Source organism: Neobacillus niacini (assembly GCF_048572935.1).
Taxonomy (GTDB): Bacteria; Bacillota; Bacilli; order Bacillales; family Cytobacillaceae; genus Neobacillus; species Neobacillus niacini.
The window spans coordinates 3,406,768-3,431,740 of record NZ_CP183883.1 but is presented as its reverse complement, the minus strand read 5'-3'; the positions used below and the strand labels follow the sequence as shown (position 1 = coordinate 3,431,740).

23 protein-coding genes are annotated in these 24,973 nt (G+C 38.8%); 3 read left to right on the top strand and 20 right to left on the bottom strand.

Annotated elements, in window-relative coordinates; translation table 11 throughout:
- Window positions 1-887 precede the first annotated feature (887 nt).
- Window positions 888-1,652, bottom strand: coding sequence for a CPBP family intramembrane glutamic endopeptidase (locus ACN6MT_RS16980; RefSeq protein WP_419887187.1), 765 nt, complete (start codon window positions 1,650-1,652; stop codon window positions 888-890).
- A gap of 318 nt (window positions 1,653-1,970) precedes the next feature.
- On the opposite strand from ACN6MT_RS16980, the gene ACN6MT_RS16975 reads away from it, so the two are divergent.
- Complete coding sequence (locus tag ACN6MT_RS16975) at window positions 1,971-2,180, top strand: hypothetical protein (protein WP_419887186.1); 210 nt, start codon at window positions 1,971-1,973, stop codon at window positions 2,178-2,180.
- A gap of 158 nt (window positions 2,181-2,338) precedes the next feature.
- Here the strand turns inward: ACN6MT_RS16975 and ACN6MT_RS16970 are convergent, their stop codons facing one another.
- On the bottom strand, window positions 2,339-2,539 hold the full coding sequence (locus ACN6MT_RS16970) for a cold-shock protein (protein ID WP_027322891.1): 201 nt from the start codon (window positions 2,537-2,539) through the stop codon (window positions 2,339-2,341).
- Window positions 2,540-2,957: 418 nt separating this feature from the next.
- Here ACN6MT_RS16970 and ACN6MT_RS16965 point away from each other — a divergent pair, with 418 nt between their 5' ends.
- The gene (locus tag ACN6MT_RS16965) at window positions 2,958-4,265 is read left to right on the top strand and encodes a cytosine permease (RefSeq protein WP_419887185.1); all 1,308 of its coding nucleotides are present in this window, start codon (window positions 2,958-2,960) and stop codon (window positions 4,263-4,265) included.
- Window positions 4,266-4,392: 127 nt separating this feature from the next.
- Here the strand turns inward: ACN6MT_RS16965 and ACN6MT_RS16960 are convergent, their stop codons facing one another.
- Window positions 4,393-4,683, bottom strand: a complete 291-nt coding sequence (locus ACN6MT_RS16960; RefSeq protein WP_419887184.1) for a hypothetical protein — start codon at window positions 4,681-4,683, stop codon at window positions 4,393-4,395.
- Window positions 4,684-5,164: 481 nt separating this feature from the next.
- Here ACN6MT_RS16960 and ACN6MT_RS16955 point away from each other — a divergent pair, with 481 nt between their 5' ends.
- Window positions 5,165-6,076 (top strand): LysR family transcriptional regulator, encoded by a 912-nt coding sequence (locus ACN6MT_RS16955; protein ID WP_419887183.1) that lies wholly within the window; start codon window positions 5,165-5,167, stop codon window positions 6,074-6,076.
- A gap of 83 nt (window positions 6,077-6,159) precedes the next feature.
- Here the strand turns inward: ACN6MT_RS16955 and ACN6MT_RS16950 are convergent, their stop codons facing one another.
- The 17 genes from ACN6MT_RS16950 to rbsK all read right to left on the bottom strand — a co-directional run bounded on the left by ACN6MT_RS16950 (window position 6,160) and on the right by rbsK (window position 24,846).
- Window positions 6,160-6,687 (bottom strand): YceI family protein, encoded by a 528-nt coding sequence (locus ACN6MT_RS16950; protein WP_419887182.1) that lies wholly within the window; start codon window positions 6,685-6,687, stop codon window positions 6,160-6,162.
- 316 nt (window positions 6,688-7,003) lie between these two features.
- Window positions 7,004-8,422, bottom strand: a complete 1,419-nt coding sequence (locus ACN6MT_RS16945; RefSeq protein WP_419887181.1) for an MFS transporter — start codon at window positions 8,420-8,422, stop codon at window positions 7,004-7,006.
- A gap of 144 nt (window positions 8,423-8,566) precedes the next feature.
- Window positions 8,567-10,039 carry an aldehyde dehydrogenase family protein gene (locus tag ACN6MT_RS16940; protein WP_419887180.1) on the bottom strand — a complete coding sequence of 491 codons (1,473 nt, stop codon included), beginning with the start codon at window positions 10,037-10,039 and terminating at the stop codon, window positions 8,567-8,569.
- 42 nt (window positions 10,040-10,081) lie between these two features.
- The gene (locus ACN6MT_RS16935) at window positions 10,082-11,218 is read right to left on the bottom strand and encodes an acyl-CoA dehydrogenase family protein (RefSeq protein ID WP_419887179.1); all 1,137 of its coding nucleotides are present in this window, start codon (window positions 11,216-11,218) and stop codon (window positions 10,082-10,084) included.
- A gap of 22 nt (window positions 11,219-11,240) precedes the next feature.
- Window positions 11,241-12,437, bottom strand: a complete 1,197-nt coding sequence (locus tag ACN6MT_RS16930) for an acyl-CoA dehydrogenase family protein (RefSeq protein WP_419887178.1) — start codon at window positions 12,435-12,437, stop codon at window positions 11,241-11,243.
- A gap of 32 nt (window positions 12,438-12,469) precedes the next feature.
- Window positions 12,470-12,889 (bottom strand): Zn-ribbon domain-containing OB-fold protein, encoded by a 420-nt coding sequence (locus tag ACN6MT_RS16925; protein WP_419887177.1) that lies wholly within the window; start codon window positions 12,887-12,889, stop codon window positions 12,470-12,472.
- A gap of 11 nt (window positions 12,890-12,900) precedes the next feature.
- Window positions 12,901-14,064 (bottom strand): thiolase C-terminal domain-containing protein, encoded by a 1,164-nt coding sequence (locus ACN6MT_RS16920; RefSeq protein WP_419887176.1) that lies wholly within the window; start codon window positions 14,062-14,064, stop codon window positions 12,901-12,903.
- 86 nt (window positions 14,065-14,150) lie between these two features.
- The gene (locus tag ACN6MT_RS16915) at window positions 14,151-14,567 is read right to left on the bottom strand and encodes a MaoC/PaaZ C-terminal domain-containing protein (protein WP_419887175.1); all 417 of its coding nucleotides are present in this window, start codon (window positions 14,565-14,567) and stop codon (window positions 14,151-14,153) included.
- Window positions 14,568-14,629: 62 nt separating this feature from the next.
- A complete protein-coding gene (locus ACN6MT_RS16910; RefSeq protein ID WP_419887174.1) occupies window positions 14,630-15,079 on the bottom strand; it encodes a MaoC family dehydratase N-terminal domain-containing protein in 450 nt (149 codons plus the stop codon).
- 4 nt (window positions 15,080-15,083) lie between these two features.
- Window positions 15,084-17,270: an acetate--CoA ligase family protein gene (locus tag ACN6MT_RS16905; RefSeq protein WP_419887173.1), complete on the bottom strand. Its 2,187-nt coding sequence runs from the start codon at window positions 17,268-17,270 to the stop codon at window positions 15,084-15,086.
- A 294-nt stretch (window positions 17,271-17,564) separates the two neighbouring features.
- The gene (locus ACN6MT_RS16900) at window positions 17,565-19,613 is read right to left on the bottom strand and encodes a helix-turn-helix domain-containing protein (protein WP_419887172.1); all 2,049 of its coding nucleotides are present in this window, start codon (window positions 19,611-19,613) and stop codon (window positions 17,565-17,567) included.
- A 173-nt stretch (window positions 19,614-19,786) separates the two neighbouring features.
- Window positions 19,787-20,602, bottom strand: a complete 816-nt coding sequence (locus tag ACN6MT_RS16895) for an SDR family NAD(P)-dependent oxidoreductase (RefSeq protein ID WP_419887171.1) — start codon at window positions 20,600-20,602, stop codon at window positions 19,787-19,789.
- A gap of 23 nt (window positions 20,603-20,625) precedes the next feature.
- The gene (locus tag ACN6MT_RS16890) at window positions 20,626-21,057 is read right to left on the bottom strand and encodes a MarR family winged helix-turn-helix transcriptional regulator (RefSeq protein ID WP_419887170.1); all 432 of its coding nucleotides are present in this window, start codon (window positions 21,055-21,057) and stop codon (window positions 20,626-20,628) included.
- A 20-nt stretch (window positions 21,058-21,077) separates the two neighbouring features.
- Complete coding sequence (locus tag ACN6MT_RS16885) at window positions 21,078-21,833, bottom strand: SDR family NAD(P)-dependent oxidoreductase (RefSeq protein WP_419887169.1); 756 nt, start codon at window positions 21,831-21,833, stop codon at window positions 21,078-21,080.
- A 275-nt stretch (window positions 21,834-22,108) separates the two neighbouring features.
- Window positions 22,109-22,414 (bottom strand): hypothetical protein, encoded by a 306-nt coding sequence (locus ACN6MT_RS16880; protein ID WP_419887168.1) that lies wholly within the window; start codon window positions 22,412-22,414, stop codon window positions 22,109-22,111.
- Window positions 22,415-23,013: 599 nt separating this feature from the next.
- A complete protein-coding gene (locus tag ACN6MT_RS16875; protein ID WP_419887167.1) occupies window positions 23,014-23,925 on the bottom strand; it encodes a nucleoside hydrolase in 912 nt (303 codons plus the stop codon).
- 15 nt (window positions 23,926-23,940) lie between these two features.
- On the bottom strand, window positions 23,941-24,846 hold the full coding sequence (gene rbsK / locus ACN6MT_RS16870; protein ID WP_419887166.1) for a ribokinase: 906 nt from the start codon (window positions 24,844-24,846) through the stop codon (window positions 23,941-23,943).
- Window positions 24,847-24,973 lie beyond the last annotated feature (127 nt).

The following is a 24,973-nucleotide window of genomic DNA, read 5'->3' as shown; positions in this document are numbered from 1 at the left end:
GGACGGTCTCTAAAATAAAATCAATGTCCTACATTCATATTTTGTAGGCTCGTTCATTTAATTTAACTGTAGTAATATTCCATACGAATGGCTCACCAACTTTATTCAAAGCGTCTAACATCTCTTCTTCTGGCAATCTTCAAAATTATACAAACCTGTATTTAAAATCTCTGATAGGTGAATATTCCCCTTTATGGAATAATGAAACTTCGCTGCAGGCTGTAACTTTCTTAAAAAAACCTCCAGTTGAATTAATTTTTCCTCTTCAAGAAATCGCATTTATTAAGGATTAAGAAATCACATTACTCAATTTAGTCAATAAATAAGTCCGTAACACTTCTTTTAACCTCTTCACATACAGCCTCGTTTCTATCTAGATGGAGATCTCCGGAGGAAAAGTCCTGCCAAAACCTGTTTGCACCTTTTAAAAATATAAATCGAAATGATTCCTAAATTTATTTACAACCTCATAATTTTATTTCATAATGTATAACCTAACTATTTCGTTTTATAGCATTCTATAAAAAAATTTAACTATAGCAAAAAAGTGATTTATAAAAATATCTACACTTAAATCTACCTCTGTTCTAACTTTTTTCTTCTTGTTAGCAGGTTGTGGATTCAAAGAAGTTGGAACAACTGGAGAAAAGAAATAAAAAATTCTCCTACCCTCTTATCCGCTTGAAGATTTCACTAAAAAAAATTGGTGGTAGTTACGTGAGAATCTCTTACACTTCATAATTTTAAAGAATTTTCGCAAAAGGACTCCTATTACATGAAGCAATTTGCTTTTTGTTGACCATTTTTAACCTGTTTTCTTGTCTTTACACACGAAGCATTTGGTAACAGCGTAAAGTTCCTCCATTTTCATTTGTAGTCTTATTGTGTTAGATTATAAATCCGCTATATACCATTCCAATATTTATTACGATATGAAAAACGATACTCGGATAGATACTGTTTGTTTTAAGTGTTATTAAGGCATAAATTACCCCGGCAACTGAAATTGACAAACCAAGAAAAATACTAAAACCAATTGAGAGATGAAGAAGTCCAAAACCAACACTTGTAACGATAACAGCAAATCCTGTTGATGTGTGTTCCTTAAGAGCAGAAAGCAATATCCCTCTCCAAATAACTTCCTCAAAAACTGCATTAATAAGTGAAAAAAATAAACAAAACAATAATAGTGTTTGAATATACTCTATATCCTTTTGAACAATAAAAAACACATATATTATTACATTAACGATTATTCCAATCAACCAAAACCAAAATGTATTAATTTTATGAAACGGTAAGACGATAGGATTGTTCCAATCAGGTTTGTTATTGTGCCAAGTAACCTTTTTATTAAATAAGAGATGGTTAAAAACGATTCCAATAATGATAAAAACAAGAAAAAGACGATTAAGAATGATTTTTATTTCTTTTGATATGTTCATCGTTCCAACGAAATGATTAGAAATCATAAATATCACAAAACCGATTAGAAACGATAACAGTAATGATATAACGAATCGTTCTTCTTTTTTAACAAGTAATAACAAAATCACTAATCCCATAAATACAAATAAACAAAAACCTTCTTGTTGGTAGGAAATAGAAGTAATCCCTAGAAAAAATAAAGCTGCGATAATAATTAACAACAAAAAAATGCCCCATTTCCATGTTACTTTTACACATTATCTTTATTAAATTCTCCCAATAAAAGAGTAATTCCTTCTTCAATTAACCTCCCAATGAGTAAAAAAGCGACTGCTTCTATTGAACAATCGCCCCCTTTACACTCTTTCACAATCTTGATGATCTGTCCATTTGCCATTAATCACATGGGTTTTGGGACTGTATATGTCTAATGACTCTGTAAATTCCTTTAGGGGAAAGTCGGTAAAATTTGAAACAATGTAAGATATTCAAAGGAAAAAGTCCACTTTATGTCGAATATAACAGCTAAAGGGGATGACCCAATGAATAAAGTTGAGTTATTAAAAAGATTATTAAGTGGTAGTCGAGGTAATATGTTTTCATTAGAGATTCCTACTACAAAAGAAGATGAAAAGAAGATTCAAGAATTGGTTAGAGTATTAGAGATTGAACAAAAAATTAAATTAAGAGAATATGTACAGAGAGAATACTCAGTTTATTTACATGGTATAATTAAGTATGCATCCGAATAATCGGGTGCTTATTTTTATATTATGTGATACACTTTGTTTACCATTTAATTTACTTGTTTACATGTGCCCTACTCATTCGTGAGTGGGGCTCCTTCTTTTAAAAGAAAATATAAAAAAAACAGACTCTATGAAGAGCCTGCTTTATTTTGTTATTATTATTAAGCTTTACGCACGTTAGCTGCTTGAGCTCCACGTTGACCTTGCTCAACGTCAAAAGTAACTGCTTGACCTTCGTCTAAAGATTTGAAACCTTCGCCTTGGATCGCTGAGAAATGAACGAATACGTCTTCTCCGCCTTCACGCTCGATAAATCCGAAACCTTTTTCTGCATTAAACCATTTTACTTTACCTTGTTCCATTTTGTTTCCTCCAGCTGTGCTTTACACACAATGTATTACTATCCTTGCACTCAGTGATCATCAAGACGAAAAGTTAATCATATACTATCCTTTACACCGAACAAAAATAATTCTTCTAAAGTTTAACATTTTATAAAAGTATTTGCAAGAAAACAAAAACACAACCATTTTTGCCACTCTCAAATTCTACACAAATGTGCAGATGGGGAGAGTATAATAAAGAAAAATAAATGAAAGAAATAAACACGCAAAAAAGGTATAGTTTTCAAAATTTATTCACAAACTTTCGTATGAAATGACTAAATGTTTCGAGTATTTTTAGTTGCAATATCCAAAGACTTCTATAATTTTCCTCCTTAAAATATGCATATAGGATCCTATTGAAAGCGCTTAAAAATAGAAAAGATGGGGGAAAAATATGTCTACCAATAATGTGGACCAAAAGCTATTAGATCCAGAATTTGAAACCACTCCTGTTCCAAAAGAATATAGAAAACCTTTAGCATCAGTAGCAGCAGTTTGGTTTGGTTTCCCAATGGTTCTGACAAGTGCCGTAATCGGTGGTGTTATTACAGCAATGCTTGGATTCAAACTAGGTATAACTGCAATTCTAGCAGGAAATATGCTGTTATGTCTCATTGTGGGAGCATTAAGCTATTTGGCGGGAAAATCTGGAGAAAATTTTGCCATGACTGCTCAAAGAACTTTTGGACGATATGGATACATGGTTGTATCGGGATTACTTTCCACAGTGGTAGTAGGATGGTTTGCTCTAATGACAGGGCTAACCGGTGATACAATGGCTCGCTCCTTTGGTGCTCCAATGCTATTAATGACCTTAATTGGCGGGGTTCTTTATGTTGCTGCGACTTTTATTGGAATTAAGGCATTAACGATTTTAGGATGGATCGCAGCACCTCTGTATCTCATTCTCGGAATTGTGTCTATTATTATCTCTTTTAAAACGGGAAATCCAGATATTTTTAATTTTGAACCAACTACTAGTGTAGGGCTTATGTCTTTTGGGGCAGCAGTCACCTTGGTATTTGCAACGTTTGCTGATTCTGGTACGATGACGGCTGACTTTACACGTTGGTCGAAAAATGGGCGTGAAGGATTTCTAGCTGCATTTACAGCCTTCCCATTTGGGAAGTTTATCGCCGAAGTAGTAGGTGCAATTATCGTTGCGACAGGTGTAATCCAAAATCCTGCCTCGAATGGCGGCGACTTTATGCCTATATTATCTGGACAAGGTCCTCTTCTTTCCTTCTTGGCACTCATCTTTGTCTTTATTAATCTGGGTGTTGGATGTACACACTGTTTGTATAATGGTGCAGTTGGTTTTTCTCATATGACTGGAAAAAGCATGAGATTTTTAACAATCTTACTAGGTATTATTGGTATCATCGCAGCTGTATCAGGCGTTTGGAGCGCTTTCCAAAGCTGGCTGGAACTTCTAGGTTTAATTGTCCCGCCAATCGCTACCATTATCATTATAGATCAACTTATTTTAGGTAAAAATCAGACGCTAGATTCTGCAAAGTGGAAACCTCTTCCTTTTATTGCATGGGGAATGGCTGCTATAGTAGCATTATTGGTTAACTTCTATGCCCCACATCTTTCCGTGGTGGTATTCGGTATAGGTTCCTCTGCTATCTTCTATTACGTGGGGTCCCTATTAACTAAATCTAAAATCACTGAAAGTGCTGAAAAGACAGTAATGTAAATGAAATAACAAGTAGAAGAAAGGGGAAAAGTTAATTTAACTTTTTTCCTTTTTTAGCTTTTCAGGAGTTACCACCAGACAAAATAAAAAATGGATGTCCAAAAGCAAAGCTTTTGGAACACCCTCATTAATACTGATTATCATCTGTACCAGCGTAAGACTCAATCGCATTTTGAATCGCATTATGGGCTTGACCGAAGGCTGCGGCAGAAGATACATCCCCTGCATTCTCCAAGGCAACAATCGAATTTCTCGCTTGTGTTACGGCTGTGATACAGTTCTCAATCATATTACCTTTATCCCCATACTGTTCTCTAGCCGCCTGAAGCTGCAGAAGGCATTGATCTAAATTGTTGGATTGTGGATTATCATATGCCTTTTCTAATTCCTCTTTTACCTGTTGTAAAATTCCCTTCATTATCTGTCCCCATTTCATCATTGTTAGTAACAAATGGTATTTTGACCAAGCATTCCTAAAAATATTCGAGAGAAAGATACAAATAGAATAATAATAAGGGAACAGTATTCGGTTAGAACCCCTGTACTTTGATTTAGCAATCACCATATATTATTTATGTGTTTGCTTTTTCAAAAAGACTACCTATATGACTTAATTCTTTTTCTGCTGTTAGAATTATCTCATCAAATAATTCCTGAACCGTATGAATATTATTGATAAGACCAATTACCCGCCCAGCCCCTTCTGATTCATTTCCATCAGATTTCGGTTACTCTTGTTTTCATCGTTTCTTCCATTCCTTTAAATCTTTTGACAAAACAACACGAAGTTTCTAATAGTAGAAATATAATGTGTTTACCATATATAATTTAATAATTAATTGTTGAGAAATTTTTGATGCATTTCATGCATTAAATGCATGAAGGTGGAGTGGTAAAAAATGGAGACGAGACAAATTCAATATTTCCTGGAAGTAGCAAAAAGAGAGCATGTAACAGAGGCAGCAGACGCGCTTCATATTGCCCAATCTGCCATTAGTAGACAAATTTCTAATTTAGAAAAGGAATTAGGGGTAGAGCTTTTTATACGTGAGGGCCGAAGCGTAAAATTAACCCCTCTTGGCAAAATTTTTTATGAACGGATTAGACAAGTGTGGTATTTGATGGAGGATTCAAAGAGAGAAATTAGAGAATATTTAAATCCTGAAAAAGGAACCGTTAGAATTGCCTTTCCGATTAGCATGGCAGCCCATACCTTGCCTCACATCATTTATTCTTTTCGTACTCGTTTCCCCGAAGCAAAGTTTCAAATGAGCAATGCCCTTTATTACAAATTAATAGATGGTGTTGTAAATGGCCATTTTAATTTGGCAATGATTGCCCCCATGCCAAATCTTGAAAAAGAAAAAAAGATTAAAGGGGACATTCTTTTCACAGAGAATATTGTGGCACTCATCCCCCTTCATCATCCGTTATCAGACAGGGAATCGGTTCGATTACGGGATTTAATAAATGACTCTTTTTGCGTTCTTCCTGAAGGGTTCGTGTTTCGTGAACAAGTGGTTCAAGCATGTAACGGAGCAGGTTTTTCACCAAACATAGCATTCGAAGGGAAGGATATTGACGCATTAAAAGGGTTAGTTTCTGCAGGATTGGGTGTAGCCTTGATGCCTGAGATGACATTGGTCGATAACACACCACGATCTACTGTCGTTATTCCCCTTTCAGATTCGAGACTCACGCGAACAGTCGGTGTAATCTACCCTGCTGAACGTGACCTGCTTCCAACTGAAAAGCTTTTTTATGATTTTCTTATTGATACTTATGAAAGATTGAATGAGTTTAAAAAGTAGAAAAAAATCATTCCGAGTAAAGGAAATAGAAGAACCGGGCAAAAACCGCCCGGTTCATTTTGAATTGATATTAATCGAAACAATTAAGCTGCACGGTTAACTTCTAATTCCACTTTAATTTTGATGTCTTTCCCTACAAGGACGCCGCCTGTTTCAAGAGCTGCGTTCCAAGTTAGACCGAATTCTTCACGGTTAATTTTTGCTTCTGCTTCAAATCCGTAAACTTCTACGCCCCATGGATTTGTACCCTTACCATTATATTCTACAGTAAACGTTACTGGTTTCGTTACCTCTTTAATGGTTAAATCACCCGTTACGCTATAGTCATCTCCATCTTTTGTAATGCTTGTTGATGTAAATGTAATCGTTGGGTTATTCTCTACATCAAAGAAATCTGCAGATCTTAAGTGGTTATCACGATCTTCGCTGCGTGTATTGATGCTTGCAACGTCCATTGTGAATGAAATAGAAGCTGAAGTTAAATCTGTTAAGTCTGTTGCTTCTACTTCCGCTGTGTAAGATTCAAATTGTCCTTTTACTTTTGACACCATCATGTGTTTTACTTCAAATCCTACGCTTGAGTGTGATTGATCTACTGTCCATTTTGCCATTTTAAAATTCCCCCATCTTGTTTTTTATTGTTATCTCGAATTCGAGATATGTTCTCAAAAAAATTTGTTTAGTTTTTGACAATCCAACTGCAATCATCAAATCAAATTTTAAGATTTAGTTAAATTTACCTCGAATTCATTTATTTTTAATATGAGATAAATTTATCATAGATATATTTAGAGTGTCAACACATTATGAAATTATTTTTTAAAAACAAAATGTTCTATCATTATAAAAAAGTAACTTAGTACTATAAAAACAGACAGAAACATAATATTTCTGTCTGTTTTTTCATGCTTATATTGAGAAATCATACTATAATGGAATGGTTTCGACTGCTTCAGTTTGTTCCGCCAAATCTTCTGTTTCCTGATAATTCCCCTCTATTCTTTTTGGAATAAACACGAGGAACAAAAAGGCGCAAGCTGTAAAAATCGTTAATAATAAGGCAGTACTTGAGAGAGCACCTACGGCATTTCCACCAGCCGCAAATAGAGCGAAAGTAACAAGGGCAAAAGATGCACCCACACGTGAAGCAACATTTTCTATTGTGATATACGTAAAAGATACAACGCCAAGACGTGTTGGGCTAGCCTTTGAAACAATGACAGATTTTACAACAGGACCAACCATACCAATTGCTGTACCAATTATACTCATGGAAAGGAATAAATAGAGAAAAGGGGTATCCATTTTAGCAATGGATAACATACCTACTCCGACAACCAACAGTCCTATACTAGAGCCAATTAACTTTCGAGTCGAGATCTTACTCATTAATCTACCACTTACGATATTAGCTAATGCCATGGTTAAAAAAAGTGGGAACTGAAGCAGACCGACCACTGTGGAAGACTTCCCTTGCACACTTTGGACAAAGAACGTTAAAACATACATAACACTGCTAAAAGACATAAACATAATAACCGCAATTGCCGAAGGTGCCCAAAAGTTCTTTGTCTTTGCATATTCAATATCCAGTAGAGGTTTTTTCTGACGTTTCTCCACCAAAAGCAATAAAAGAAACGAAACAAGGGATATAATAAACGCCGGAACCCACATCCAGGACGAAAGCCCATAGTTATTAATAAAGGTTGGAATCGATAGCAGTCCTCCAAGTAACAAAAACACAAATAATACACCTAAAAAGTCAAATGAAGCAGATTTTACCCCTTTGATATTCGGAACCCCAAAGGCAAATAGCAGGAGGGCAACTACACCTAAAAGGCTGCAAAGGAAAAAGATTGAGTTCCACCCAAGACGATCTACAAAGATTCCACTTAATATTGGTCCTGCCAGGCCGCCAATAACTGTATAAAACCCATAGATACCCATCGTCTTTCCGCGTTTCTCATAGGAAAAGTATTTTGCAACAAACGATACTCCGGATGGAATGACAGCCGCACCGGAAAACCCTTTTAAAAACAGTCCTAAAACTAACACCCAGAATGCGGGAGCTATCGCGATGAGAAGTGAGCCAATCGTTAGAAGAGCGGCTCCGAACAGAATGACAATCTTTTGTCCAAGAGTGTCAGAAAGCCACCCCATTAATGGTTGAAACCCTGTTAAACCTAAGGCAAAACCCAGTTGCATATAGACGGAATATCCCGCCCCCAATTGGAAATGTTCAAGCATTTTAGGATAGGCCGGTATATGTGTTGCTTCCGCAAACACGACGAGAAGAATTCCAAGACATAAAAAATGAAAAGACTTGCGAACTGATTTTTCCCCCATTATTTTCCCCTCCGTTTTTAAGTGAAAAATATACCGACCAAATGGGTAAAAGAAGGACAACGTTCATGTTGCCATTTGAATTGTCCAGCTAAAGGCGCCATCGGCTTGAGGACGGAATCTGATAGCGCCTAGAGCTTTTGTTATTTACCCCACATCTATCACACAGGTTTTTTCCCGTGTATTTTCAAGAATCGAATCTTTTCCAAATCCGCTATCTTTGAAACCGCCGAATGGTAATTCCGGTCCTACTCGGCGATACGTATTCACCCACACATTTCCAGACTCTAATTTCTGAATCATCCGATGTGCACAATCTAAATTGGTGGTCCAAACACCTGCTCCAAGACCAAAGTGCGTATCATTGGCAATGGCCAGGGCTTCTTCCTCCGTATCAAATGCCATAACCGTTGCAACGGGTCCAAAGATTTCTTCTTGGCATATACGCAAAGAATTACGCCCAACACGAATCAAGGTCGGCTCTATCCAATAACCGGTAGCTAATGATGGTTCATCTGGTATAACATCTTCCCCTCCGGAACGGCCGCCAATAACAATTTCTCCCCCTTCTTGTATACCTAATTCAATGTATTGGCGCACTTTGTTATATTGTGTGGCATTCGCTAACGGTCCCATGGTTGTTTGTGGATCCATTGGTGACCCAAGTTTAATATTTTTCTTTATTATGTCAGTCATTAAAGAAATCATTTCTTCAAAGACAGACCGCTGAATGAGGATTCGTGATCCTCCCACACAAATTTGTCCCGCATTGCCTGTAAAAATCCCGTTTGTTGTTACCCCCTCAGCTGCCTTTTCTAAATTTGCATCTGCAAACACAATATTAGGAGACTTTCCACCTAATTCAAATGTTAGTGGTTTAGGTGCGTGTGCGGTTGACCTTACGATTGCTTTTGCCGTATTTCCTGAACCGGTTAAGGTCACCCGATTAACGTCGTGATGGCTTACCAAGGCTTCTCCAACAATCCCGTCACCGGACACTACATTTAAAATACCAGGCGGAAGAATCTTGTTTAATATTTCGCCATAGCGCAAACTAGAAACGGATGCATATTCGGAAGGCTTGATAATCACGGCGTTCCCGGCCGCAAGTGCATAGGCCGCTTTGATGGTAAACGTAAAAAGTGGTGAATTCCATGGTAAAATTCCGACGACTACACCTAATGGCTCCCTTAGTGTATAGCCAAAGCTATTTGCACTCAGCTGAATGGTTTCGCCTCGGCTGGCGATAGAGGCCGCCTGTGCAGCGTCATACCAGATACTTTGTAACACAGGGATTAATCCATAAGTTGTTTCTCGGATCACCCAGCCGCAATCCATCGTTTCTAACATAGCTAACTCTTCAGCATATTGAGATAATAGGTCACCTATTTGTCTTAAATAGGCTGCTCGTTCGATGGCAGAAAGTACAGCCCACTTCCCAAATGCCTGTTTGGCTGCCAGAATAGCCTCTTCTGTATCTTCCACTGTACTGGAAGGAATTTTTGCCCATACTTTTCCATCTGCCGGATTGACACTTTCTATCCAATTTCCAAATACAGCAGGTACTACTTTTCCATTTATGAGATTATGAAACTCACGAATCTTATTGGCTGTTTCCAACTAAGTTCCCACCTTTTTTATTACGAATAGTAGAAGACTTTTTTACCACCCTAACGCAGCTGCCGCTTTCTCATAATAATAGTGAGTGCTGCCTAAATAGTGTTCATAGTAGCGGGCTCGTTTCACAAAGAGATGGCAATCGATTTCTTCTGTAAAACCAATTCCGCCATGAATTTGCACATTTTGACCGGCTGCTCGGTTAAAGGCCTCTGCGGTGAATAGACGGGCACCTGCAATTGCCTGAATCCGATCGTCGGTACGATTCTCCAATGCCCAGTTGGCGTAATAAGCCAAAGATCTTGCGGTCTCTAAATCTACTTTCATATCAGCAATCCGGTGCTTTATGGATTGAAATCGTCCAATTGGCTGGCCAAATTGTACTCGGATTTTTGCATATTCTGCGGCCATTTCCACCACTTTTTCTATTCCTCCGACCATTACAGAGCATAAAGCTGCATTAATCGCTAATAACCCCTCTTCGAGAATATCCCATCCGTTACCAAGGGATCCTATCAGGGACTCTTTACTCACTCTTACATTCTCCAACTTTATTTCCCCTAGCTGCCTTGACTCATCAATATTGCTTTGCCGGCGAATTTTGATCTGCTCTGTTTTGTCCAGTAGTAAGAGTGAAATCCCCTCCTTGTCCCCCCCGTCACTACTAGTTCGTACAACCAGTAGAAAACTATCCGCTAACTCAGCATCTGGTATTAATGTTTTCGTACCATTTATTAGAATCTCATCACCTTCTACTGTCGCTGTCATGTGGATATCCAACGGATTGTAGCTGCCTCTTGGTTCAAGCCAGGCAATGGAGAAAGTTTGGGTTCCTTCCGCAATGGCAGGAAGATACTTTTTCTTCTGCTTATCTGTTCCAAACATCTCAAGAATAGGCACAGCAAGTGCATTGGTTTCTAAATACAATCCGGGCATGTTGCTGCGGCCCCATTCTTCAAGGACAGGAACAAGGTCCAATGCACCCAGACCCATTCCTCCATATTCTTCAGAAATATTAATACCTGCGCAGCCTAACTCAACTAACCCTGAATAGATAGATTGATAGTATTCTAAATCACCCTTCATAAAATTCCGGGCAATATTCGTTTCTCCCTTGTCTTCTAAATATTTTCGTACATAATTACCGAACATTTCTTGTTCTTCATTTAATGAAAAGTCCATACTTCTAACACCTCCATCATCATTAGCGTCCCATATCTTTAGGCAGTCCAAGTATTCTTTCAGCAATCGTGTTCCGTTGGATCTCACTTGTACCCCCGCCAATGGTCATTCCGAAAGAATAAAGATAGTTTTCCTGCCAATAGGAATCTCCATAAACGGCATCTTCTTTCCATAAAATTCCCCGGTGACCTTGGATGGAAACGGATTGAGCAAACAGTTCCTTTGTTAATTCACTTACAATGAGTTTATCCATAGAGCCCTCCGCACCTGGTTGCCCGTTTTTTATCGTCTTTGTTAAGTTACGATAATAATTTAATAGAGAACCACGAGAACGAGTATATAAATCAACCATCGTTTTTCGAATAAACGGATTTTTGACTAATGGACGGCCATCTTCCTCTAATTCTTTCGTCAGACCGACTAAATCCTGGAACTGCTGTTCAAGGGTAAATACTTGCGCTCCAATACCTGTTCTTTCATGCATAAGCAGGGCGATCATGACTTTCCAGCCTTCGTCGGCCTCACCGATAATATCGGTGTCATAAGCGATAGCGTCATTTAGATAAACTTCATTAAACTCATGTTTGCCATCCATCTGGATAATCGGACGTGTTTCTACTCCTTGCTGGTTCATATCTAATAGGAATACCGTAATCCCTTTATGTTTCTTTTCCCCTCGGCTTGTTCGTGCTAAAAGGAAGCAACGATCTGCTAAATGCCCAAAACTAGTCCAGACCTTTTGTCCATTGATGATCCATTTGTCACCATTTTTTACCGCGGTTGTCTGAATAGCCGTTAAATCTGACCCTGCATTTGGCTCAGAATATCCCTGACACCATACCTCTTCACCTGTTAATATTTTCTGAATATAGGCATCCTTTTGTTCTTCCGTCCCTATTTGCATGAGGGTAGGAGCAACCATATGAATACCGACATAATTAACGAGCGGCGGGGCCTTCACTCGAACCATTTCCTGCTGATAAATAATCTCCTCTATTAAAGTAGCAGCCCTGCCTCCATATTTTTCTGGCCAAGCAATGGCTGCCCAACCTCCTTCATATAACTTTTTCTGCCAATCTCTTAGAAACCTAGAGTACTCACCTAACTCCTTCGGCAGCTGTCTGTCTCCTTCGTGCCAGCCCTCCGGTAAATGCTCTTCAAGCCATGTTCTGAGTTCTTGGCGGAATGCTTCTTCTTTTTCAGTAAAAGAAAAGTCCATATACTTTTTCCTCCTTTCAATTAAACATACACTTATGGTGATGGAATCCATTGTGGCAAAGCACGTTCATCGGTGATATCCACCCATGTCATCTTTACAGGCATTCCAATTTTGACATTATCGGGATTACACTCCTGTATATTTCCAATTAACCTGACAGTTGGTGCCTTCTCAAGCTCCACTATCGCAATAATAAGCGGGAGGTCATTTTGAAAGCCTGGAAGAAAAGGGCGATATGAGACGACAAACGAGTAAATGGTACCCTTTATGTCACTGCCAAAGTTTTCCCAACTAAGCTCGGTACTTCCGCATTTAGCACATGCCGGGCCAGGCGGGTGTGCATATTGATGGCAGCTTTCGCAGGTTTGGATGAGGAGCTCGTGGCGATCCGCCCCATCCCAATACGGTTGATTATCCTGATTTTTTAATGGAATTGGTTTTTGATAATCCATTATTTTCCCTCCTAGTTTCGTAGAATCATAGCACCGGCAATATCCGGGCCTGCCCATCCGGTACATAGTCCAATTTCACAATTATCTACTTGCCGTTCCGTCCCTTTATAGTCATGGCGAATCTGCCGGACAATTTCCAAAACATTATTCATTCCATGGGTATACCCTTCTGAAAGCATTCCGCCTGCAGTATTACTTGGAAGCCGCCCTCCCATTCGGAGGTTACCCTCTGCTACAAAGTCACCCACTTCGCCGCGCGGTGCGATACCAAAGGCTTCAAGCTGCCGTAAAACAACCCAGCTATAGCAATCATAAAGCGAGGCAACATGGAGATCCTCCGGTTTTACACCTGCCATTTTGTAGACTTCAGCTGCTACATAGTCAGATGCCACTTCCGATAAATTGGACCAATAATGAGCGTGGGAAACACACTGTCTAGCAGCAATTCCCATAATATAAGCAGGTCTTGATTTACATAGCTTTGCTCTTTCCGCAGAGGTTACGATAATGGCATTTGCCTCATCTGATTCTAGACAGAAATCATGTTTATTAAAAGGTGAACTTAGATTTGGTGTATTTAAATACTCTTCCATGGTTAATGGCTTGCCAAAGAAATAAGCCTTTGGATTTCGCTGTGCATGTTCATAAAAACTGACGCATACATGACCAAGATGTTCCTTTTTAAGACCGGTTTCATACATATGGCGTGTGGCAAATAAACCAAACCACTGACTTGGACTCCCCGCTCCATAGGGGATAATAAAGCTTCCTCCCTCTATAGCCGATTGAAGCATATTTACATCCCAGCCGCCGCCGCCCATTCTTACACCGGAGCGGCCATTCATCGAACGGAAAATGAGGACCGTGTTAACCTGCCCTGTTTCAATTAAACCGATGGCGTCAGCAATCAGCATTTCTGTACTGCTGCCTCCACCCAAAATATCCTTCACATATTTTGGTCGAACACCTAAGTAAGTAGCCAACTGATGCGATGTACAGGAGTCATTTTCACTGTAACTCATAAAGCCATCGATATCTTTGGGTGAAAGTCCGGCGTCCCCAATGGCAGCCCTAGCTGCATCCAAGGCAAGATGCAACGGAGTAGTTCCGGAATTTTTTGACCGTTCGCTTTCTCCTACCCCTACAATGGCATAGCGTTCTTTTATATTTGACACGAATAAACACTCCTTTTTTATGCCGTTTTAGCCTTACCTGTGGGTCTCTAATTCAAACAAAAGTTAGCGTTGACTCGGACCCTTTTTTAAAAAAACTGTAAAATAGCTTTTCCAGACCCAACGACTTTCTCAGCATCCTTTTGGGCGTTGAGTTCTAAGCTCGCAAACCTCTTCCCATCTTCTTCATAAAGGTTTCGGATTACAGCTGTACAGGTAATCTGGTCACCTGGTCTTGTAATAGAACCAAATCTCATTTGTAAATTGGTCACTAGCGCCGTAACACCCGCAAGGCTGTTTACATATTCACCCAAGAACCCCATGACTAGCATTCCATGTGCAATGACACCTGGCATTCCAATACTTTGAGCAAATTGGTCATCCGTATGCAGCGGGTTGAAATCCCCTGACGCCCCGGCATATTTGACTAATTGAACCTTGGTAACAGTCTCTTTTACCAATGGCTGAAGTTCCTGCCCTACCTGCAACTCTTCATATTTCAGCAACTTCTGCTCCTCCTTTCATATAAAAGATCACGAATAAGTTTGTCTCTCTATGGCGAGAACCATTACCCAATCTGCTGTTTCGGCCGGTAGATAATGTTCATTCGGCTGATTACCACCATATTTCCACCTTCATCCGTAATTTCTGTATCTACCACTAAGAATTGCATGTTCCCACTCTTCCCCTTACGCTCATATAAATCTGTCACCTTCATTTGGCATATAAGCGTGTCTCCAAGTCTAATCGGACGTGTATAGATGAATTCCTGCTCACCATGGAGCATCCTTTTAGGATCCAGCTCAAGCTTGATTCCTTCTCCCTCTGCGCCAATGACAATCGGAAAGGTAGGTGGAGCAATAATCGCTCCATAAGGAGTTCGGGCTGCGTATTCCTCATCTAGATAAAGCGGATTGTAGTCCCCAATAGCTAAAGCAAATTGACAGATATGTCTTTTTTCTACTTCAAACGTAAAGGGTGGACCTGTTAAGCCAATAATACTAGTATCTATATCCATCTTCTTACCCCCTAACCTCCGTTTTTTCTTGAACGGGTTGATTAGAAATGATTAGTGCGTCAGCGGCTTTAAGTCCAATTTCATAGACAATCATCGGATTTATATCCAGCTCTTCTATCAAACCGTCAGCGTCCGAAATTAAATCAGAAATATTCATTAAAACATCGATAATGGCCTCCACATCAACAGGAGCCTGTCCCCGAACTCCTTTAAGAATGGCTTTCGCTTTAATGTCTTCAATCATCTCAGCAGCATCCTGTCTTGTAAGAGGCGCTACACGGAAAGAAATGTCTTTCAATGTTTCTACAAAAATCCCACCCAATCCAAACATGATTACAGGTCCAAATACAGGATCTTTCGTCACGCCTACAATTACTTCCGTACCTTTTGAGAGCATTTCATGGACTGATACCCCATTAATGATGGCGTCAGGTTTATATTTTTTAGCTGACCTTAGAATTTCGGAAAATGCAGCCTTCACTTCTTCATCATTTTGAATATTTAACCTGATTCCATTTGCTTCTGTTTTGTGTGGAATATCATTAGAATCAATTTTTAAGACAACCGGATAGCCAATCGAATTGGCGTGCTGTACGGCTTCTTCAGAGGAAGCAGCCAATGCCTTTCTCGCTGTAGGAACTCCGTATTGTGCTAACAATTGGCTTGCTTCAAATTCACTTAAAGCAGCGCCTGGCTTCAGTAAAGTGTGCAGCTTTTGTTTGGTCTCCTCCCGTTCTAGTTTAGAGGGGACATCATGATCACATAGAATTTGATTTTTACGGTATTTCTCACTGTACTCGACGAGTTTGGCAAGTGAACGAATTGGGCTTAGATTACCTGGTATTACAGGAATACCGTTTTTCTCCAATTCTGGGGTCCCTTTCGGAATGGACATTCCTTCTAATGGAAAGCTGGTCACTAGAACGAATTTATCTGATTGTCTACACGTGTGAATAAATTCCTGGAGGTGTGGGCTGTCGCCCTCCCAAAACATAGGAAATTCAGTAAAAATAATATTATGAACATCCGGGTCCTCCACTAGCGCCTTAAGCGGAGCAGTAAATAACTCAGGGTTCGTCACGGAAGCGGCGGCAGTCAAATCAATTGGGTTAGCAGCACTTGCAAATGACGGGATGCACTGCTTAATTTTTGCCTTTGTACCCTCACTAAGTGGAATAATATGGAGCCCATTCGCTTCGCAACGATCTGCTTCATTGATTCCCCTGCCGCCTGAACTGGTAATAATGACTGTATTTCGACCTGTTGGCAGCTTTCCTGACAAAAAGAGTTTGGAAAATGAAATGATTTCTTCATAATCATTCGCTCTCACAATCCCTGTTTGTTTGAAAAAGGCGTCATAAATTTGATCCGAACCAGCAAGAGAACCCGTATGTGAAGCAGCTGCCCTGCTCCCTGCCGAACTTCTTCCTGTTTTCATGACAATAATGGGTTTATTGCAATCTAAGGCTTCTTTCGCTAACCTGCACAGTTTTACCGGATCTTTCGCCCCCTCAAGATAACCGCTAATGACCTTAGTCTTCGGATCATGAATCATAAACTCCACCACATCAGCAAACTCTGTATCCATTTCATTTCCTACGCTGACAAAATAATTAAACGTCAGTCCGTGCTGGGCTGCTGCCATATAGGTTAAAACGCCAAATGCACCACTTTGTGAGACATAGCCTACTGCTCGTTGATCTTGAAGGGGATGGCTCATAACCGCTGGGGAAAAAGTGCCAACCAACCCGTTAATGGTATTAACCAATCCAACACAGTTCGGACCAATTAATCGGATACCATTATTGCGTGCGATTTCTGCTATCATCTTTTGCTGCCTAGCTCCATCTTCACCTGTTTCAGAATATCCTGAGGCAAAGATAATTGCAGCCTTTACCTTTTTCTTCGCGCAATCCTCTAAACTTTGCTGCACTTGACCTGCACTTACACAAAAGATTGCTAAATCTACATTGCCTGGAACATTTACTAATGCAGGGAAACAAGTTAATCCAGCGATTTCTTGCGATTTTGGATTAATTGGGTAAATCTCTCCTGCAAATTTTCCATCCAATAAAGCCTTTACTTGGATATATCCAAGCTTGTTAGGATTTTCGGATGCACCTAATACTGCCACAGAACGAGGATAAAATAATGGTTCCAGACTTTCGTAGGAAGCGTTTTCATTTCGCACGATTTCCAACCCCAATCTCAAATATGTGAACTCGTTAGTAATCATAATGGTTTAATTTTAAAAATTCAGAAAACTGAACCTTTTATATCATTTAATTATTAGGGAGATAAAAAAAGAAAAATGAAGTAGAACGACTATTCTATCCACTTATAAAAAAATTTGGACATTATTTATGTACACAATCATCCCGACAATCGTACACGAACACCTCGACAATGGAGGAGGATATTCTTTCATTTTTGAAATAAAAAAGAACCCTATGCATAGTAACGGTGCATAAGGTTCTTACATTGTTTATTGAAAGTGATCCAGCCAATTCATTAGCCTCATTTTAATTTTCTTAGATGGAATTTTGATTCCTCTTTCAATATTGCTTAAATAAGAGGTAGAAATCTCCAATTCTTCTGATACCAGTGATAAAGATAAATCAAATTTTTCTCGGAGCTCTCTAACACGTATTCCAATCCTATCATCTACTTCTTCAAAAACGTCTCGGGGTAGTTGTCTGATACTTTTTCCTGGTGGACTTTTTCTAATAGAACGATATTGTTCCTTTATATATTCGGGCGGATCAATGATGATTGTAGCGTTTATCCATATACGGCCCCATCCCTTTTGATCCGCTATAGCTTCATGCCATTTTTCATAATACCATGAACCAATTACCCCATCCTGTTGCAAGGTATCTAATCCTTTTTCAAGGCGTTCACGTGTTCGTGACGGAGTCCGTTCATTTATCTTTACACCTATCGCGTCGAGTAACGTGCTAATTTTATTGGGTTGTAAAAATTCGCCTTTTCTTGCCTGTATCCTCCAACGCCAGCTCAAGTATCTGGTCAGTCTCTTTTCCCATGTTTTACGGTAAGGATCATAATGTAATCCCTTTAATGGCAGCAGTGCCACTTGCCGCCCAGAACCAAACAGATATTTCGCAAACACTTGATCCATCTTGTATCGTATCTTTTTCTGACCGGACTCTTCTGTGATGGGATACTCACTCCCCTTTTGATCCACAAATATAAACGCCCTGCCTTGCAGACTTGTCTCAACGGGTTTACCCTTTTCATAAATCACCGTCTTGTTTAAGTCAATCCAAAGTTTCTGAATAGTTGAAAGCGATTTCAATGTTTGACGGCGTTGTTTTTCTTCGTAACCTCCACGACGGCCTTCCCCACCTAATTTTGGCTTCAGACCTCGAATCGCTAACAAGTCATCTAATTGGATGTCAACGATATCATCATGGTGCTTTGCTTTTGATAAAAAGAAAGTACAAAGAGCGTCAAAAACATCTGCTCCTAAGTCCGATAAAGATTGGGCTTCCTTCCACGTTTCCTTGACAATGGAATGGTTTTTGTTAAATGAGTAATGATCTTTTTTAAAGGGTTTTATTTGGAGAACTCCTTCTACACTGCCTTTAACTAGCGATGCTGTTGGCCACAATATTGAGTCATCCGGGTGGAAATACATTTTATAAAATACTTCGCGAACAGATTGATAGGGAGCATTATTCATAACATAAATACAGTCGTGTACCGCCAAATGATACGTCGGGTCATACATTGAGGCCGTTAATGGAAACTCAAAAAAGGAGGCTTCCTCCTTTAAATTAAGCATGGCATCAACCTGTTGTACGGTGCAATCATCCAGATTCAGGAGCGTAATAATCTTTTTCACCCAGTCTATTGTATAGGTATTAACAATGCTGGTAAAACGGGTAAGGAAATCCTTATTTTCCGATAAATTAAGTGAAATATATTGATAAAAAAGTTCATTTAATTCTTTTTGATCCAATTCTATTAACCGCCGAGAACCGATGGATTGTATCATTTCATTCAAAACCCATTCCGTCAGATGAATTCGGAACCAATCACAGAAATTTTGCCAAACATCATCATTCACTAAGAAAGTATCCCTTTTAAGGATCTCCTCAAAATATTGGACAGACCGGTCCTTCAAACTCTTGTCATTCTGAATATTTGCGATAGTTGGAGAAAACTTTTTATACTTCGTTAAAATGTACAGAACAATATGTTCAGCAATCTGCCTAATTAACCGATTTCTAGCAATTAATCGAAGGCTATTAAATACATGGGCACTCTCTTGATAAACCCGCTCCCAAATCATAAATGAATTTGATCCTCTAACATCCTTAAAAAGGGGAATTGCCGTAAGAGATCCTTTCGATGACTCTATTTCCATCCCTTTGTCATCCTGTTTTTTATGTTCCTGTTCATAAACACAAAGTACGAGAAATTTATCTATTTTTCCTGATAACTTTTTAGACAATTGGTCAAAGTCCCTACTATCCAGCTGATTTTGATTGGCAACTGTTTTATCTACCATATTACCTCCTCAACTTTATACATCAAATCGACTAAGGGGGTTTGGTCATGTTGTTTGGTACATTTAACTAGTTTCAAGTGTATCACGGGATTTTTTATTATTCAATATTTTCAGAAAACTAGAGTTAAAGGTAAAGTAAGAGCTGTCAGACTCTTACTTCCCTTGGGGCAGATTTACATTGTTTCTTTATGAATTCGAGCCATATATTCATTAAAATCAGCGATACTTGGATTTGCCATATAATGACCGCCTTCCACCTGTATCGTTTGACCAGTAATAAATTTAGACTCATCCGATGCGAGAAATAGTACAGTAAATCCAATATCATCGGCTTCCCCATGATAAGGAAGAGCATTATACTTTTCAAAAATACCAAGGACAGCAGGCGGAATATTATTCGCTGCTGCTGGCGTTAAAATTAAGCCTGGAGCAACGGCATTACAGCGGATATTATTTTTTCCGTATTGCGCTGCAATATAGCGAGTTAAGTTGACTACAGCAGCTTTTGAAGCACCATAGGCTGAACGCAACGCATCACCAGAAAATCCTGCCATGGACGCTGTATTAATAATCGAACCGCAACCAGCATTTATCATGTGGGGAATTGCATATCGACTTCCTAATAGTACACTCTTTACATTCACATTCATCAGACGGTCCCATTCATCCAGATCGATATTAACGACATCTAAATCTTTCTTTAAGTTAGTTAACCCTACATTATTAAACAGAACTGTTAACGTACCGTACTGTTCCACAGTAAAATCAACTGCTTCTTTAATCGATTCTTCTTTAGAAGCATCTAAGAAAATTGCACTAGCTTCATAGCCTTGGTGTTTCAGGTGAACAGCTGCTTCTTTAGCTCCCTCAAAATTAAAATCGCCAATAACGACTTTGGCACCTTCCCTTGCTAAGAGTGTTGCAGCCGATAAACCAATTCCTGATGCTCCTCCGGTCACTAAGGCTACCTTCCCTTGAACTCTCCCCATTTTCTTCCACCTCTCAAAAATATTTACTTTGATTCACTTAGTGTATTTACTAGTTTCTTATGAATAGCTAGAAACTGTTCTATTTCTTCTTCACTCAATTGTTGAAACAATTCTTTTCTTAATTCCTTCCCTACTCTTTGTGCTTCTTTAAGGACGTTTTTCCCTTCCTCTGTAATCTCCAATAAAACAATCCGACGATCTTCTTCATTAAATTCACGCTTAGCAAATCCTTGGCTAATGAGTCGATTGGCAATATTCGTCATGGCGCCGGGTGTATATCCTAATTCATTTGCTAGAGTGGACTGCTTTTGTGCACCCTTTTGTTTTAAAACAGACAGTACAAGAATTGGTGAAATTCCAATCTTATACCTAAAGGCCTTTGTCCACCTGATGATGGACTCGTTAGTAAATAATTCAACTGTACGTATAAGTTCAAAAATATTGTTATGTTCCAAATATGTCCTCCCACCGGGATTTACCGCAGTTTGATTGAACCACCGTTCACCATGATCGTTTGTCCCGTAATATAATTAGAGTCTTCACTAGCTAAAAAGTCAGCTACCCGGCCAATATCATTTTCAATGTTTCCTAATCTGCGAAGCGGAATCTTTGAAAGCATAGCTTGATAGTAATCCGGATGTTCCTCCGCCCATTGCTGCACCCCAGGTGTGTCCGCAATAGGTGAAATTAAATTTACATTTATCCCGAATTGGCCAAATTCATTTGCGGCAACACGTGAAATGGCACGAATCGCTTCTTTCGCTGCCGCATAAGATGCTTGATTCACGTCACCATTTAACCCAGCACCTGAGGCAAAGTTTACTACTTTTCCTTGTGATTCTTTTAGGTATGGAAGAGCAGCTTGCATTAGATAGAAAGTCGGATAAAAACCCGTATTAAATGATAAATTGAAATCTTCTTGTGTCGTCTGCTCAAAAGCCTTGACTCTTGATGCATGTGCATTATTGACTAAAATATCTAATTTTCCATATCGTTGAATGACATCATCCATAATGCCTGGAAGTTTATCATGTTCAGCAAGGTTTGCATTAATAAACACAGATTCAGGCTGGTATGCACGTAACTCATTCAAGGTTATATTTCCTAAATCCTCATTCAAATCAATGATTGCTACTGTTGCACCCTCTTTAACAAATGCAGTTGCTATTCCTTTACCGATTCCACTCGCACCACCAGTGATTAGTGCTATTTTACCAAATAATTTACCCACTGATTAATCACTCCTATTAACAAGTTGGTTACATTATTTATTTTAGCATTAAAATATTTAACGTTAAAGTACTTTTGCGTTCCGTACCAATAAATCAACGAAACACAGACTGAGTAAATACAATTAAACATTTACATAGAATAGAATACAAAACAGACCAAGAGAACCAAGATTGTATTATTTAACAACTTGGTTCTCTTGGTCTGTTTTATAGTCCTTTTTTCAACGGTCCTAATCCTTATTGGAAGGCATTGCTCCACCGCCTTCTATACTCCTTACTTTCCGTGCTCTGTAATAATAGGTATCTTAATCGTTTTATTATAGAAATCAATCTTTGGAGTTAAGCCATATGAATTTTTTTTAAATTCAATTACCCCTGCACTGGTAATGCTAAAGCGAGCTATATAATCATCCCTATTATCAATAATTACAAATTCATCTTTGTTTTTAAATAAAGTAAAATTAAATTGCATGATGATTTTCCAATTGTGAACTAAGTCGTATTTTTCTAAAGGGATAATTTGTTGTTCCTCTATTTTTTCGTCGTTCGACTTTAGATTTTGATTACTTTTTTTCCGCACCTATGCCTACTTCTCCTCTCTTTTCTACTCATTAAGATAAAATATGATTGGCTCTGTATCTGAGTGTGGATGTTTGTACAAAAAGGCATAAATCTTTGCAATATAATAATTTCTGAAACAAATAGTTCTTTTATTATTATTCATTGTTGATGCTCGTGCAGGTATGAGAATTTATAGGCGGAGAGATTCCGGCTAATGTATATAGGGACTGCTTAAGCAGCACATATAAGCGAAGATATTCCGATTAACTGCTGTCAATAAGGAAAATTCCAAAGATTTGGTTCATATAACCGGAAAAACTTTCTTTATTTTTAAGTAACTATAGGTGTTTTCTAATTTAAACGGAAATTTTCCGTTTATTTTCAAATACAGTGAAATCAACATTAAGTTATTACGGAACTACAGAAATAAGAAAAGTATTCTGTTTTAACACAGAATACTTTCTTATCTTTAGGTAACTTTATTCATTAAGCTTTTGGTTTCTCTTTTCCCATTGAGTCGAATAATTGTGTAGATGATAAGGCATTGAAAGGTAAGGTTACATTGTGTTTACCACCTGTATTTCAAATGTGTATATGAATACAGGTGGTTTTCTTATACTAAAAAAGCCGACTTAAAAAATGGTTCAAAAACCTGTCTGCTTCTACTTGCGTACAGACTTGTATTTTTGGCTCACCTTCAGCGAGAGCTACTGTTCGCCCGTTCTCTTCCCCTTCTAAGACAACCTTAACATTCCATTTTTCCTTTTTAACAAAACTAGGGTCTATAACAACTCCGACCGCAAGAGGATCGTGCAGCGCACAGCCGCCAATACCCGGGTGGAATGTTTCATATGCTTGCATATAAAAACTGGTCATATCCGCAAAAAAATGGGACTCCTCCCTATCCCTGGCACGCCAATCAGCTAAAATGGCATTTGGTAATAGTGTCTGCATCGTAACATCAAGACCTACAACCGTTACAGATAACCCTGATGAAAATACACACTCAGCTGCTTCAGGGTCGGCAAATACATTCGCTTCACTAAACGGGGTGGTATTACCACCGGTAAAAACCGCTCCACCCATGATCACTACCTCTTTTACAAGAGAAACTATTCCAGGTTCCTTATTAACCGCAAGTGCTATATTCGTTAGTGGTCCTACCGCAATGATTGTCATCTCGTGAGGACGCTGTTTTACTTGGTTAATGATATAAGCTACTGCACCCTCAGACTCTGCTTCCATGAGAGGAGCTTTTTTTACCGTGTTACCTAGTCCATCCTCGCCATGAACATGTGTCGGAAATTTTTTAGCAGGCCGGTTTAGTGGTTTATCTGCTCCTGAATAGACAGGTACCTTTTTTCCTAGCTGTTCTAAGACCAATAATGTATTACGAGTGGTATTTTCAATTGGTCCATTTCCAAAGCATGTTGTTAGACCGATGATCTCTAGTTCCGGAGAATTTAATGCATAGGCAATCGCCAACGCATCATCAATGCCTGTATCCACATCCAATATAACTGGCTTCATTAAAACTCACTCCATTTAAAATGATTTATGTATGTGTAAGAATTCTTCCAATTGTTTTTTGGTTGGCATTCCCGTTTGTGCCCCTAGTTTTGTAACGGAGATGGCACCAGCAATATTGGCAAATCGACATGCCTGTTCTAATTCAAGCCCGTCACATAGAGCAGTTGCCAAAGCACCATTAAATGTATCCCCTGCACCTGTTGTATCAACTGCCTCAACACGGATGCTTGGAATTTCTATTTCTTCGCCATTTTTAAAAATCATAACGCCTTTGGACCCTTTGGTTACAATACATTTTTCCTTTAATTTTTCTAACACTTCATCTGTCCCATCTACGGAAGTAAATAACAATGCCTGCTCATGTTCATTTGGTGTCAGATAATCCACCATATTTAGTAATTCGATTGGAAGTTTTTGAATTGGTGCTGGATTTAATATCGTTCGAACTCCATATTTTTTTGCAAGTTCTACTGCTCTGATAACACTTTTAAGGGGAATCTCTAATTGTAATAAGAGAATATTGCTATCCTTGATTTTATCTTCATGTTTATCGATTACTTCTGGAGTTATATGGTGATTTGCTCCGGGTACAACAATAATACTGTTGTCTCCATTCGATACGATTATAGTAGCAATTCCAGTTGAGGTATCCTCCACTTTCATGATACTTTTTGTGTTAATTCCTTGGTTTATTAGATTTCCCACTAATAAATGACCAAAAGAATCGTTCCCCACAGCTCCAATCATCGTTACATCAGCTCCAAGCCGAACTGCGGCCACAGCTTGGTTAGCACCCTTCCCCCCCGGTATGGTATGAAAGGAATCTCCTAACAGTGTTTCTCCCACCTTAGGTATTTGATTGGTATTTGTCACTAAATCCATGTTAATACTTCCAATTACCGTTATTTTCTTTCCGGCCATATCCCTACCATCCTTATCATTACTCGAAACACACATTACGATCTAAACTTACCTAAACAGGATTAATTTTCTTGAAATGCTTTTTTATTTATAATACTAATCACCTTAAAACTTCTGCCTTTAGTTG

Bases quoted from the DNA above. Each gene is read 5' to 3' on its own strand.
- ACN6MT_RS16975 (WP_419887186.1), top strand. From the start codon at position 1,971: ATGAATAAAGTTGAGTTATTAAAAAGATTATTAAGTGGTAGTCGAGGT.
- ACN6MT_RS16970 (WP_027322891.1), bottom strand. From the start codon at position 2,539: ATGGAACAAGGTAAAGTAAAATGGTTTAATGCAGAAAAAGGTTTCGGA.
- ACN6MT_RS16965 (WP_419887185.1), top strand. From the start codon at position 2,958: ATGTCTACCAATAATGTGGACCAAAAGCTATTAGATCCAGAATTTGAA.
- ACN6MT_RS16960 (WP_419887184.1), bottom strand. From the start codon at position 4,683: ATGAAGGGAATTTTACAACAGGTAAAAGAGGAATTAGAAAAGGCATAT.
- ACN6MT_RS16955 (WP_419887183.1), top strand. From the start codon at position 5,165: ATGGAGACGAGACAAATTCAATATTTCCTGGAAGTAGCAAAAAGAGAG.
- ACN6MT_RS16950 (WP_419887182.1), bottom strand. From the start codon at position 6,687: ATGGCAAAATGGACAGTAGATCAATCACACTCAAGCGTAGGATTTGAA.
- ACN6MT_RS16945 (WP_419887181.1), bottom strand. From the start codon at position 8,422: ATGGGGGAAAAATCAGTTCGCAAGTCTTTTCATTTTTTATGTCTTGGA.
- ACN6MT_RS16935 (WP_419887179.1), bottom strand. From the start codon at position 11,218: ATGGACTTTTCATTAAATGAAGAACAAGAAATGTTCGGTAATTATGTA.
- ACN6MT_RS16930 (WP_419887178.1), bottom strand. From the start codon at position 12,437: ATGGACTTTTCTTTTACTGAAAAAGAAGAAGCATTCCGCCAAGAACTC.
- ACN6MT_RS16925 (WP_419887177.1), bottom strand. From the start codon at position 12,889: ATGGATTATCAAAAACCAATTCCATTAAAAAATCAGGATAATCAACCG.
- ACN6MT_RS16910 (WP_419887174.1), bottom strand. From the start codon at position 15,079: ATGGATATAGATACTAGTATTATTGGCTTAACAGGTCCACCCTTTACG.
- ACN6MT_RS16900 (WP_419887172.1), bottom strand. From the start codon at position 19,613: ATGGTAGATAAAACAGTTGCCAATCAAAATCAGCTGGATAGTAGGGAC.
- ACN6MT_RS16895 (WP_419887171.1), bottom strand. From the start codon at position 20,602: ATGGGGAGAGTTCAAGGGAAGGTAGCCTTAGTGACCGGAGGAGCATCA.
- ACN6MT_RS16875 (WP_419887167.1), bottom strand. From the start codon at position 23,925: ATGAAGCCAGTTATATTGGATGTGGATACAGGCATTGATGATGCGTTG.
- rbsK (WP_419887166.1), bottom strand. From the start codon at position 24,846: ATGGCCGGAAAGAAAATAACGGTAATTGGAAGTATTAACATGGATTTA.